This window comes from Daejeonella lutea, from assembly GCF_900168015.1.
In the GTDB taxonomy this organism is placed as follows: Bacteria; Bacteroidota; Bacteroidia; order Sphingobacteriales; family Sphingobacteriaceae; genus Daejeonella; species Daejeonella lutea.
On the sequence record NZ_FUYR01000001.1, the window covers coordinates 854,127 to 866,189 of the forward strand.

Here is a 12,063-nt window from a genome sequence, read left to right on the forward strand (position 1 = left end):
AGGTTAGGCAGTTAATATATCCGAATTTAATCGTTTTAATTCAGATATTGCCAGCGACGGATCCTCCGCTGCAAATACAGCGTTGCCGGCAACAAGAACATTGGCTCCTGCTTTCAAAAGCGCAAGGGCATTCTGGGGTCCAACTCCCCCATCAATTTCGATGATGAGCTCATTGTTTCGGCCAGTTGCCAGATATCTAAGAGCCTTAATTTTCTTATAGGTATGTTCAATAAACTGCTGGCCACCAAATCCCGGATTAACTGACATCAGGCAAACCAAATCAATATCTTGTATAATATCCTCCAATACATTTATTGGAGTATGAGGATTTATAGCAACTCCTGCTCTGCATCCAAGATCTTTAATGGCTCTTAAAGTTCGGTGAAGATGGGTGCATGCTTCATAATGCACAGTTATATTCGCAGCTCCCGAATTTTTAAAATCCTGAAGGTATCGGTCGGGATCGACGATCATTAAATGTACATCTAAAGGTTTTTTAGCATGTTTATTAATGGCGTTCAAAACAGGGAAACCGAACGAAATATTGGGAACAAAAACCCCATCCATAATATCGATGTGAAACCAATCAGCTTCACTTTGATTGATCATTATTATATCCCTTTCAAGATTAGCAAAATCTGCTGAAAGGACAGATGGGGCGATTAGGTGATTCATGGATCAAATTTACAATTTTGAAAGAGATTTTGAGGCGTTTTGGCGCTGGGAAATATAAAAGCCACCAGCTTATAAAAAAAAAGCCTGACCAGATTGCTCTGGACAGGCTTCTAAATATCACCTTAAAATTATGCTTCAGCAGGCTTGGTTTCTTCTGGTCTTGGAGGACGAGGAAGCAATGCTTTACGGGAAAGCTTTAATTTTCCTTGTTTGTCCACGTCCAAAAGTTTAACCTGAACTATATCACCTACATTGAGAACACCATCCATTGTCTCGTGACGGGTCCAGTCAATCTCCGAAATATGAAGAAGACCGTCTTTACCTGGCATAATCTCAACGAATGCACCGAAAGGCATAATGGTTTTAACTTTACCTTCGTATACTTCGCCAACTTCCGGCCTTGCAGCAATGGCTCTGATACGGCTAACTGCCTTATCGATAGCTTCTTTGTTATCAGCAAAGATCTGTACAATACCTTGATTGTCTTTTTCCTCGATCGCTATCGTTGCGCCTGTTTCACGTTGCATTTCCTGAATGATCTTACCACCAGGGCCGATAACAGCACCAATAAATTCTTTATCAATTTTCAGGGTAACAATACGCGGTGCATGTGGTTTGTAATCCTCACGAGGAACGGAAATAGTTTTCTTCATTTCGTTAAGGATATGAAGGCGTGCTTCACCTGCTTGCTTTAACGCTGCAGTTAATACTTCCCACTTTAAGCCATTGATCTTCAAGTCCATCTGACAAGCTACAATACCAGCTTCTGTACCGGTAACCTTGAAGTCCATATCTCCTAAATGATCTTCATCACCCAGAATATCACTTAAGATCGCATACTTTCCCGTTTTCTCATCAGTGATCAATCCCATAGCGATTCCCGAAACAGGAGCCTTGATCTTTACACCGGCATCCATCAGCGCAAGAGTACCTGCACAAACTGTAGCCATTGAAGATGAACCGTTTGATTCAAGAATATCAGAAACGATACGAATAGTATAAGGATTATCATCTACAGGGATAACTTTCTTTAACGAACGCATAGCCAGGTTACCATGACCAATTTCACGACGGCCGGCTCCACGGTTTGGACGAACTTCACCGGTTGAGAAACCAGGGAAATTATAGTGTAAAAGGAATTTTTGATAACCATTGAAGAATGCTCCATCGATCATCTGCTCATCAGATTTAGCACCTAAGGTAACAGTAGTTAATGATTGTGTTTCTCCCCTGGTGAATACCGCTGATCCGTGAGCAGATGGCAGGTAGCCGATTTCACTCCAGATCGGACGGACAGTACGGGCATCACGGCCGTCAAGACGAATTCCTTCATCAAGGACAAGGTTACGGATCGCATCATATTGAACATCGTGGAAATATTTCTTCGCAAGGAATCCGGTTGTATCATCAAGATCTTCACCTAAAGTTCCAATGAATTCCATTAGGATGGCACCGAAGGCATCTCCTCTTTCATGCTTTGCAGAATTAGATTTAGCAATTGCATAAACCTTATCATATGTAGCATCGTAAACTTTCTTTTTCAGCTCCTCATCATGTGACTCATGGCTATACTCGCGTTTTTTAGTTTTTCCAACCATTTCAGCAAGTTCTTTCTGAGCCTGAACCTGGATCACGATCGCTTTGTGAGCAAATTCAATTGCAGCAACCATATCTTCTTCAGAAATCTCATCAGCCTCGCCTTCCACCATTACGATATCGTGCTCAGTACCTGCTACCAGGAAATCGATTGTTGCTCTTTCTAAATCACTCAGATAAGGATTTATAACAAATTTACCGTCAATACGTGCAACACGCACTTCTGAGATTGGACCATTAAATGGAATATCAGATACAGCAATCGCAGCAGAAGCTGCAAGTCCTGCAAGGCAGTCAGGCATAATATTTTTATCGGCTGAGATCAAAGAGATCATTACCTGAGTATCAGAATGATAATCATCCGGGAACATCGGACGTAGGGCACGGTCAACTAAACGGGAAATAAGAACTTCATAATCAGAAAGTCTTGCCTCACGGCGTAAAAAACCGCCTGGTATACGTCCTGTAGACGCATATTTTTCCTGGTAATCAACAGATAATGGTAAAAAATCTGTACCTGGTTTAGCGCCTATTGTCGAAACAACAGTTGCAAGGAGCATCGTATCTCCCATTTTCACTACTACTGAACCATCAGCCTGTTTAGCTAACTTACCAGTTTCGATCTCGATCATACGGCCATCGCCCAGATCAAATGATTTTTTTATCGCGTTATAACTCATTGGTTTATAGCGGTGTACTTTTCCTCTTTAGAGCACACCTTCTTTTATATTGGTTTAATTCTAATAAAGTAAAAAAGCCATCCCCAAAAAAGGATGGCTTCGCAATGTTTTGCTAAGATTATTTTATAATATCTCTTAACTCTAATGCTTTGATAATAGCACGATACCTGTTTATATCTTTCTTGTAAAGATATGCCAGCAGGGCGCGGCGTTTACCAACTAATTTCTGAAGAGATAATTGTGTAGAAAAATCCTTCTTGTTTTTCTTCAAATGCCCGGTTAGGTGAGCAATACGTGAAGTGAATAATGCCACTTGTCCTTCTGCAGAACCAGTGTCTGTAGCACCTTTTCCGTGCTTGGCAAAAATTTCTGCCTTGTACTCTGTACTTAAATACATTACTTGAATAATATTAAAGCGATTATAAATTTTGTTAATTGGATGCAAAGATAGGTTTTGGGGATGGGATTTGCAAGTGTGATTTGAACTGCTTGCCAGCTGCCAGTTATCAGTTACCCGGCTGGATCTATTGCAAGCGACATAGGTGGCAGTCATCAGCTTGAATGTAAGCTTTAAAATACTACCTCTTTATTAACGGCCCTCTTTTACACCCAACCTGGTAACCGACAATGGGTAACCATTTACCGAAAGCTCACACGTTGGAATTCCCAATAAATTCCCGATTTTCGTCCTCTATGGAAACTCCCCGCAAATACAGTTCCTTCAAAACCCAATTCAAGGTCCGTCCTGACGATATCGACATGTTTAACCACGTACATAACAGTACCTATTTCGACTATGTCCTGGCAGCCCGTTACGAACAAATGGAAGTATTCTATAAAATGCCCATGGAAACCTTTCTCGAACAGGGTTATGGCTGGGTTGTTCGCACTGCGCATGTCGACTACAAGAGGCCCCTGGGATTGGGAGATATCTTTACTGTAGAAACGGGCATCGAAACAATTAATCCCAAAGGCTGCCGGGTTAAATTTGAAATCGTCAACCTTAAAACTGCAAAAGTGTCGTGTGATGGCTGGTTCGATTACGTCATGATCGACACTAATACCGGAAAGGGCGTTAAGGTGTCTGAAGACATGATCGCACAATATTCCATTTAGTAATCAGTGGCTACGCCAAGTAAGCAATAATCAGTGGCTGCGCCAAGTAATCGGTATTAGATATTGATCGATTGAAAACCCTTTACCAGGTACGGTACGTTCGCACTGATTACTGATTACTGATTACTGATTACTTTTCTAGGGCTTTCTCAATCAACTCACCATAAAACTCACCAATATTCATCCCTGCCGCTTTCACCTGCTGCGGAATAAAACTTTGTGCGGTCTGCCCTGGTATAGTATTGATCTCAACGAAGTAAAAATTACTGGTTTCTGCCTGCAGGAAATAGTCAATCCGGACCATACCCCTGCAATTCAACTTGATATAAACATCCTTCACAATCCGTTCAACATTTGATTTTTCTTCATTTGTCATTCGGCCAGGAGTGATTTCCTCGGTTGCACCGGGAGTGTACTTAGCTTCAAAATCAAAAAAGTCATTCGAAGGTATTACTTCAGTAGCGGGAAGAACCGCAATTCCGTCTTTTCCATTGTAAACACCAACTGAAAATTCTCTTCCTTGAATAAACTCCTCCACAAGAACCTGTGTGTCTTCGTTGAACGCTTTTTCAAGGGCGCCTGGCAATTCTTCAGCGGCTGTAACCTTGCTCATTCCAATACTGCTTCCTCCGCTATTAGGCTTAATAAATAAGGGAAGGCTCAAAGAACTCAATAATTGCCCGGAGGTATTTTTAGAATTTCCAAAAAGCTGAACTGATTTGGCCACATGAAGTCCCTGAATTCCATCTACTACGGCTTTTGTGTATCCCTTATTCATAGTGATCGATGAGGTTAATGCATCGCAGCTTGTATAAGGAATTCCCAGCAAGTCAAAATATCCCTGCAGCTTTCCATCCTCACCCGGCGATCCGTGCAGCATTATAAATACAGCATCAAAGGTTATCTTCTTATCTCCTATTTTGATACTAAAATCATTTCGGTCAATCGGGTGCTTTATCGATTTTTTGTCCTCGTAATACCACTCATCTTTAAGGATTACGATTTTAAAAACGTCATATTTTTTGCTATCTAATTGCGACTCTACGAATGCAGAACTCTTAAAGGATACAACGGACTCTCCTGTAAATCCACCAGTTACTAAAGCTATAATCTTGTTCATTGGCCCAAATATATTGTTAAAAAACAATTGGACTATAAGCGGGCTTAATTTTTATCTTCGGTAATTGCTGAATTTTGAATTATTTTTGGGTGCTAATTGCTGTTTTGCTAATAGCCTGTTAATCCGAAACGAATCAGATTAAATTAAGCCAGCTTATTAATGAGTAAATTTTTAGATTACTTAAAAACTAAAACATTCCGCAAGAATCTGATCATTGCAACGGTATCAATCATTTCTTTTTTGTTGGTTATTTTTTACAGTCTCGGGTTTTACACCCATCACGGGGAAGGGATGCCGGTACCAAAACTGAAAGGCTTATCAATTGAACGCGCAATTGAACTTCTCGAAGCCGAGGGGCTTAGATATCAGATTAATGATTCCGTTTACCTGATTGATAAACAGCCCGGAATTGTTGTGGAACAGGATCCGGATCCCAATACCAATGTTAAAGCTAACCGGACAATTTACCTTATTATTACGAGGGATGCTCCCAATATTAAATTTCCGGATATCGCGGGTAAAACCTTCCTCGAAGTCCGGTCAATACTCAATAATTACCAGCTAAAAGTCGGCGATACCACTTATGTGTCTGATGTGGCAAGAGATGTCGTCATTAGTTCATCATTTGGTGGAAATACGATTACTAGGGGGGCACAAATTCCCAAAGGCTCAAGAGTAGACCTCGTGCTGGGAGACGGATTGGGCGCTAGTGAGGTTGATATTCCAAATTTGTTAGGCCTAACATTAAGTGAGATCAAGTTCCCTTTAGGTCAGGCTTCTTTGGTCTTAGGTAGCGTAACGTACGAAGGTACAATCCGGGATTCAACAAATGCAAAAGTCATAAAGCAGTTTCCGGCGCTTAGCGATACCCTGAATAAAATAAGCATGGGTACGCCAATAGATGTAGTATTAAGCAACCAGGAATAATACGATGGATATTTCGGCGGCCGAGTTCAACTTACGTTATAAGGATGATGACACGTTAAAAGTTATCGATGTACGTGAACCCCTGGAATTCCAAACCTTTAATGTCGGCGGTGAAAATATTCCGCTTGGTAGCCTTATCAGGGATGTTGAGGAACTTGACTTTTACAAAGATGAGGAAATAGTAGTGATCTGTCAGCGCAGAAGCGAGACTGCAAAAAGGTTATTAGCACAAAATGGATATACAAACGTTAGGAATTTAACTGGAGGTTTACTGGCTATCCAGAAACTCAACTCAAAATCATTTACTTAATAGAATGACTACAAAACAAAATAGCCCATTAAGTTTCAAAACTAAAGTATTCATTGCTTTAGGCATATTGTTCGTGATTATGCTGGCCGGAACAGCATTTAACTATTACATGAAGTACTTCGGGCCGAACGTAACCGATAATTCGGAATACCTCTACATTAAAACAGGCTCAAACTTTGATGATGTTTATGAAACTATCAGAAAAGATGAAATGGTGAAGGATAGTATCTCTTTTCTGAATGCTGCAAATAATATGGATTATCCCGGCACGGTAAAACCAGGAAGATACAGGCTGAAACAAGGAATGAGCAACCGGGCATTCATAAATATGCTCAAGGCCGGGAATCAGGAGCCCGTCAAAATTTCATTTCAGAACGTGAGGCTTAAACAAACCCTGGCTGGGATGGTTGCCAAAAAGCTGGAAACCGATTCTGCATCCATTGGAAGCTTGCTGGATTCTGCATCATTTGTTGAAAAATATGGATTTAATAAGGATAACGTTTATACAATGTTCATCCCCAACTCGTATGAACTGTATTGGAACACTTCCGCAGAGAAGTTTTTCATAAGAATGCATGATGAGTATCAGAAATTTTGGACTGCCGAGCGTAAATCTAAAGCTGATAAAATTGGCCTTACTCCTATCAAAGTCAGCATTCTTGCCTCAATCGTCGACGGTGAGGCATTAAAGGATAAAGAAATGCCGATAATTGCCGGACTCTACATGAATAGGTTAAAGAAAGGTATGAAGCTTGAAGCAGATCCTACCGTAATTTTCGCTGCAAACGATTTTACTATCAGACGGGTGCTCAACAAGCATCTGCGCATCAGTTCACCTTACAATACGTATATGTATACTGGCCTTCCTCCCGGCCCGATAAATATGCCAAGCATCAATGCGATTGACGCAGTTTTAAATTATGCTACCCACGACTACATTTATATGTGTGCGAAGGAAGATTTCTCGGGTTATCACAATTTCGCTAAAACTATGGCTGAGCATTCAATAAACGCCAGGAAGTTTCAGCAGGCTCTGAATGCACGAAACATCAGGAAGTAATGTTTGTTCACTCAACTAAGATTCGCGTTCGTTATGCTGATACAGACCAGATGGGTTATATGTATTATGGCAATTACGCAGAATTTTATGAAGTGGGTCGGGTTGAAATGCTTAGAAGCCTTGGACTGACTTACAGATCCATGGAAGAATCCGGAATAATCATGCCCGTAACAGAGTTAAAATGCAAGTATATTAAGCCTGCATTATACGACGAAGAGATCACGGTCAAAGTAACGATGGAGACTATGCCTTCTGTAAGGATCCATTTTCGTTATGAATTGTTCAATGAAAAGGAAGAATTAATAAATACTGGCGAAACCATGCTTGTATTCATCAATCAGGAAAGAAACAGGCCCTGCCTGCCGCCTTCGGATTTCATGGAAAAGCTCAATGTACATTTTAATTAAGAACGATGCTCTGGCTGCATAAAATCCTTTTAAATTTCAAACCTTATCATCTGCTTATCGAGTGGACAAAGGTTATGATATTACCCGGATTTAGTCCCCTGCCAGTTTATACTGTTGCAAGTTTCTTTTTCCAGGAGATCGGAAAGGATGAGCTGATAAATAAAGCATCTTCATTGGCTTATAATTTTATGCTGGCGATATTTCCGGCCATCATATTCTTGTTTACACTTATTCCATATATCCCGGTAGCTGGCTTCCAGAATTCTTTGATGGAGTTAATAGCTCTTGTGTTACCACTGGAAGCCTATGAAGCGGTCAAAACAACCTTATTGGATATCGTAAGTAACCAGAACTCCAAACTCCTCTCCTTCGGTTTTTTTCTGGCCTTATTTTTTGCAACAAATGGTGTAAATACGCTGATGCAAGCCTTTAACAAATCCTCTCTGCTCATAGAAACCCGTCCATGGTTCAAACAAAGACTTGTAGCACTTTATCTCACGGTTCTCATCTCATTTGCTCTGATCTTCGGTCTGATCATCATGACGATTGGTGAATATATTTTCGGGATCCTGAAAACTGAGCTCCGTTTTAAGGATTCGTTTTGGCTCTACGTGGTTAATGCGGGTCGCTGGTTCATTCTTGTCGTAGTATATTTTGTTACCATTTCGCTATTGTATCGCTACGGCCCGGCACATCCTAAGAAATGGAAGTTCTTTAGTGCAGGTTCCTGGATGGCAACAATCCTGGCCGTCCTCACCTTCTGGGGGTTTTCATTCTACATCAACAACTTTGGTAACTACAATAAACTTTACGGATCAATTGGAACACTTATCGTTTTGATGATCTGGCTTTATCTTAACTCACTTATCATATTAGTCGGTTTTGAGCTAAATGCAAGCATCGACCTTTCTAAAAGAAGTATTCGTATTGTAAAGCCTAAATTCAATACTTTCAAATCTCCTGTGGTTGAGGAGAAACTGGAGAGTAAAAGTTAGCAAAAGGTAATCGGTATCGGTAATCAGTGCTGGGTGGATAGGTATTGGGATTATCGTGAAATAGAAAAAGCCTGATAAGTTTATCAGGCTTTTTGGCAGGTCTCCTTCGCAACTTAAACGGACTGCGTCCGATGAAAGTCGCTTGGGCGACTGAAAGCGGAGAGCTAGGGATTCGAACCCCAGGAACCTTTAACAGTTCAACAGTTTTCAAGACTGCCGCAATCGACCACTCTGCCAGCTCTCCGGGGGCAAAAGTACAAACTCCGGCTTAATCTGCAAACAAAAAACTCAGATTTTGGATTTATACCGCTAACTCACAGACAATGAATAGGAAAAATTATAAACCCACTGGTTTAAAAAGTTTTTTCATCAGCCGATGGACCGTAGATAGAAATAACATAGAGCCTGGGGAAATAGTTTACCAGTTGAATTACTCTGGGTCAGCTTTAGCAGGTCACCATCGTGTCATAATGAAATAATCCATAGCTGCTCTAAGACCAGACTGTCGTTTTCTGCGTAAGTAGTCTAAACTAAAGCTCTATGAAGAAGCTCATCTTTTATTTGTCTGTTATGGGACTCTTTATCGCCTGGACGTATGATCAAATAGGCGGCGGGTCATTTACGAGCTTTCCCGCGCCAGCCAAAGGTGAAGATGTCGCCACATTTGCAGGCGGATGTTTTTGGGCCATGGAAGAAGCAATGTCAGAGTTGAATGGCGTTAACCAGGTCGTTTCAGGATATGCGGGCGGTACTGTCAAAAACCCGACTTACGAGCAGGTTTGTTCCCGTACCACGGGACATGCAGAATCCGTGCAGATTTACTACAATCCTAAGGTAATAAGTTATGCAACTTTAGTTGAAGCTTTTTTTTATGCACATGATCCGACTACATTAAACCGGCAGGGCCCGGACGTTGGTGACGACTATCGCTCTGCAGTATTTTACAGGACTCCCACAGAGCGACAGATAGTGGAAGATATAATAAGGAAAGTTACGATATCGGGTCATTACAAAAATGCAATTGTAACTCAGATCGAACCCTTTAAAGAAATTTATCCCGCAGAGAAATACCATCAGGATTACTTTAAGAATCATCCTGACAAACCATATATCCGCAAGGTATCCTTGCCTAAAGTGATGAAAATGAGAAAGGAAATGAGTGGTAGACTGAAACCTGAATTCAGGATTTAAAAAAGCATAATATTGTATTAACTTGTTCAAGGACTAAATTTAAATAATGAAAAATATCAAATTAATATTGTACACCCTCGCTATCTTTTCAGTTTTCGCGGTTGCGTGTCAGCAAAAGCAGGTAAATACGAATGCTGTACAGGACAGCAATTTTGTGCCGGGTGTCGACAGCAATGGGTACAATAAACTCACTGCCGAACAGGAAGCTGTTATCGTCCATAAAGGAACAGAAAGACCTTACAGCGGAGAATACGTTAAAGACATGGGCGAAGGATTATATGTTTGCGCAAGATGTAATGAAGCATTGTATACTTCAAAAACCAAGTTTGACGGACATTGCGGCTGGCCAAGTTTTGATGAAGAGATTGAAGGTAAAGTAAAACGTCTTCCCGACCCCGATGGTATGCGTACAGAGATCCAGTGTGTAAACTGCGGCGCCCACCTGGGCCATGTTTTCGTAGGTGAAGGGTTTACCGCAAAAAACACCCGGCATTGTGTTAATTCCATTTCATTAAAATTTATCCCGGCGGCAGAAGTTAAACGCAAAAATCAATCGTAATGAAAATTAAGAAGATCATATTTGTATTGTGCATAAGCGTAATTAGCACAATGGCTTATTCTCAAAAGAAGCCGGTATTAAAGAAAGCCACATTCGGCATGGGATGTTTCTGGTGCACAGAGGCCGTGTTTCAGCGTATCAAAGGCGTAACAAAAGTTGAATCAGGGTACATGGGAGGAAAGGTTAAAAATCCAACTTACGAACAGGTAACAACGGGAAAAACCGGACATGCGGAGGTTTCTCAAATTACTTTTGATCCGGCAAAAATATCATATGCCGATCTCCTGGAAGTTTTCTGGAAAATGCACGACCCCACAACCCTTAATCGTCAGGGTGCTGATGTAGGAACTCAATATCGTTCGGCTATTTTTTATCATGATGTGCAGCAAAAAGCTGAGGCTGAAAAATACAAGGCCGAAATCGCTAAAGCGAAAGTGTACCCAAATCCAATAGTCACGCAAATCGTTCCGGGGCAGGTTTTCTACAAAGCCGAAGATTATCACCAAAATTATTATAATCTGAACGGCCGGGAGCCATATTGCCGCTTAGTTATTCTCCCTAAAGTCGAGAAACTTGAAAAAGTATTTAAGGATAAGCTGAAACCTTAACTGCAGTATATTTATGTAATTTAAGTTATTGCCATGTATTTGAAATCACTTTTATTCCTGCTGTTAAGTCCCTTTTTTATTACGAACCAGTCTGTAATTACTCTGTCTGAAATGGAGAGAAGTATATCTATCGATTCCAAGGAATTTGAAAAAATGGTTCAACCGAAGGGCTTTAAATTATCCGCGTCGTTCAAAGACCCTATCAGGGAAGATCGAGATATATCTTTTTACGATAAAGGGGAAACTGCAAAGGAATATGCGAGTATTAAAAAGTCATCTCATAATGGCAGAGTAGTTTCAATTGAATATTCGAGCTATGATCAAAAAGAACATGAAAATCTCATTAAACAAGCACTATCGTCAGGATATCGTCGTATAAGTGATGTCACACCCACCTACGAACAAGGTCAATTGATCGTGAGTCCCTCATCGTTTGTTGACTTCCAGGGCAATAAAACTTACATAACAGTGGTTTCGGACCAATTAATATCGACTAAGATTGGCTTGTGATATCGGACAGAAAGTGATTCCAAAAGAAAAAGCCTGTGATTAATTACAGGCTTTTTCTTTTTAAAATTCGTACGCCCATTAGGATTCGAACCTAAGACCTACGGTTTAGAAAACCGTTGCTCTATCCAGCTGAGCTATGGGCGCCCTTATTATTCGACAAAAGTAGGAAAATGTAGGAAAAAGACAAATTAAAGATGAGAAAAGGGAATTAAGTCATGAGTTCTTTAAAAACATCATAATAGCTAAGTGTCTAATAAGATTTGTAAGTACTGATAGCCCATAGCTGTTAGCTCCTAGCCAAATTTTTCC

The 12,063-nt window shown here is 40.7% G+C and carries 14 protein-coding genes and 2 tRNA genes; 10 read left to right on the forward strand and 6 right to left on the reverse strand.

The window, feature by feature from the left end; genetic code table 11:
• Positions 1-3 precede the first annotated feature (3 nt).
• The 3 genes from rpe to rpsO all read right to left on the reverse strand — a co-directional run bounded on the left by rpe (position 4) and on the right by rpsO (position 3,348).
• On the reverse strand, positions 4-675 hold the full coding sequence (rpe, locus tag B5X60_RS03725; protein WP_079701309.1) for a ribulose-phosphate 3-epimerase: 672 nt from the start codon (positions 673-675) through the stop codon (positions 4-6).
• Between the two features lie 128 nt (positions 676-803).
• On the reverse strand, positions 804-2,951 hold the full coding sequence (pnp, locus tag B5X60_RS03730) for a polyribonucleotide nucleotidyltransferase (RefSeq protein WP_079701310.1): 2,148 nt from the start codon (positions 2,949-2,951) through the stop codon (positions 804-806).
• A gap of 118 nt (positions 2,952-3,069) precedes the next feature.
• Positions 3,070-3,348, reverse strand: coding sequence for a 30S ribosomal protein S15 (rpsO, locus tag B5X60_RS03735; RefSeq protein WP_079702292.1), 279 nt, complete (start codon positions 3,346-3,348; stop codon positions 3,070-3,072).
• A gap of 296 nt (positions 3,349-3,644) precedes the next feature.
• Between rpsO and B5X60_RS03740 the strand changes: the two genes are divergently transcribed.
• Positions 3,645-4,067: an acyl-CoA thioesterase gene (locus tag B5X60_RS03740; protein ID WP_079702293.1), complete on the forward strand. Its 423-nt coding sequence runs from the start codon at positions 3,645-3,647 to the stop codon at positions 4,065-4,067.
• Positions 4,068-4,197: 130 nt separating this feature from the next.
• Here the strand turns inward: B5X60_RS03740 and B5X60_RS03745 are convergent, their stop codons facing one another.
• The gene (locus B5X60_RS03745) at positions 4,198-5,187 is read right to left on the reverse strand and encodes a D-alanine--D-alanine ligase (protein WP_079701311.1); all 990 of its coding nucleotides are present in this window, start codon (positions 5,185-5,187) and stop codon (positions 4,198-4,200) included.
• A 159-nt stretch (positions 5,188-5,346) separates the two neighbouring features.
• On the opposite strand from B5X60_RS03745, the gene B5X60_RS03750 reads away from it, so the two are divergent.
• From B5X60_RS03750 to B5X60_RS03770, 5 genes are read left to right on the forward strand one after another with little or no spacing between them, the layout of a single operon-like run.
• Positions 5,347-6,114, forward strand: coding sequence for a PASTA domain-containing protein (locus B5X60_RS03750; RefSeq protein ID WP_079701312.1), 768 nt, complete (start codon positions 5,347-5,349; stop codon positions 6,112-6,114).
• Between the two features lie 4 nt (positions 6,115-6,118).
• Positions 6,119-6,424 carry a rhodanese-like domain-containing protein gene (locus B5X60_RS03755; protein WP_079701313.1) on the forward strand — a complete coding sequence of 102 codons (306 nt, stop codon included), beginning with the start codon at positions 6,119-6,121 and terminating at the stop codon, positions 6,422-6,424.
• A gap of 4 nt (positions 6,425-6,428) precedes the next feature.
• Positions 6,429-7,484: an endolytic transglycosylase MltG gene (gene mltG / locus B5X60_RS03760; protein ID WP_079701314.1), complete on the forward strand. Its 1,056-nt coding sequence runs from the start codon at positions 6,429-6,431 to the stop codon at positions 7,482-7,484.
• Entirely contained in the window at positions 7,484-7,891 is a 408-nt protein-coding gene (locus B5X60_RS03765) for an acyl-CoA thioesterase (RefSeq protein WP_079701315.1), read from the forward strand. The genes mltG and B5X60_RS03765 overlap by 1 nt, the downstream gene beginning before the upstream one ends.
• A gap of 5 nt (positions 7,892-7,896) precedes the next feature.
• Positions 7,897-8,886: a YihY/virulence factor BrkB family protein gene (locus B5X60_RS03770; RefSeq protein WP_079701316.1), complete on the forward strand. Its 990-nt coding sequence runs from the start codon at positions 7,897-7,899 to the stop codon at positions 8,884-8,886.
• 157 nt (positions 8,887-9,043) lie between these two features.
• On the opposite strand, the gene B5X60_RS18220 is transcribed toward B5X60_RS03770, so the two are convergent.
• A tRNA-Ser gene (locus B5X60_RS18220) sits at positions 9,044-9,130 on the reverse strand.
• A 296-nt stretch (positions 9,131-9,426) separates the two neighbouring features.
• Between B5X60_RS18220 and msrA (B5X60_RS03775) the strand changes: the two genes are divergently transcribed.
• From msrA (B5X60_RS03775) to B5X60_RS03790, 4 genes are all read left to right on the forward strand, one after another.
• Positions 9,427-10,077: a peptide-methionine (S)-S-oxide reductase MsrA gene (msrA, locus tag B5X60_RS03775; protein WP_079701317.1), complete on the forward strand. Its 651-nt coding sequence runs from the start codon at positions 9,427-9,429 to the stop codon at positions 10,075-10,077.
• 46 nt (positions 10,078-10,123) lie between these two features.
• Entirely contained in the window at positions 10,124-10,636 is a 513-nt protein-coding gene (locus B5X60_RS03780) for a methionine-R-sulfoxide reductase (RefSeq protein ID WP_079701318.1), read from the forward strand.
• Positions 10,636-11,244 carry a peptide-methionine (S)-S-oxide reductase MsrA gene (gene msrA / locus B5X60_RS03785; RefSeq protein ID WP_221406195.1) on the forward strand — a complete coding sequence of 203 codons (609 nt, stop codon included), beginning with the start codon at positions 10,636-10,638 and terminating at the stop codon, positions 11,242-11,244. Before B5X60_RS03780 ends, msrA (B5X60_RS03785) begins: the two co-directional genes overlap by 1 nt.
• Before the next feature lie 111 nt (positions 11,245-11,355).
• Entirely contained in the window at positions 11,356-11,754 is a 399-nt protein-coding gene (locus B5X60_RS03790; RefSeq protein ID WP_139377351.1) for a hypothetical protein, read from the forward strand.
• Between the two features lie 70 nt (positions 11,755-11,824).
• Here B5X60_RS03790 and B5X60_RS03795 read toward each other — a convergent pair.
• Positions 11,825-11,898, reverse strand: a tRNA-Arg gene (locus B5X60_RS03795).
• Between the last annotated feature and the right edge of the window lie 165 nt (positions 11,899-12,063).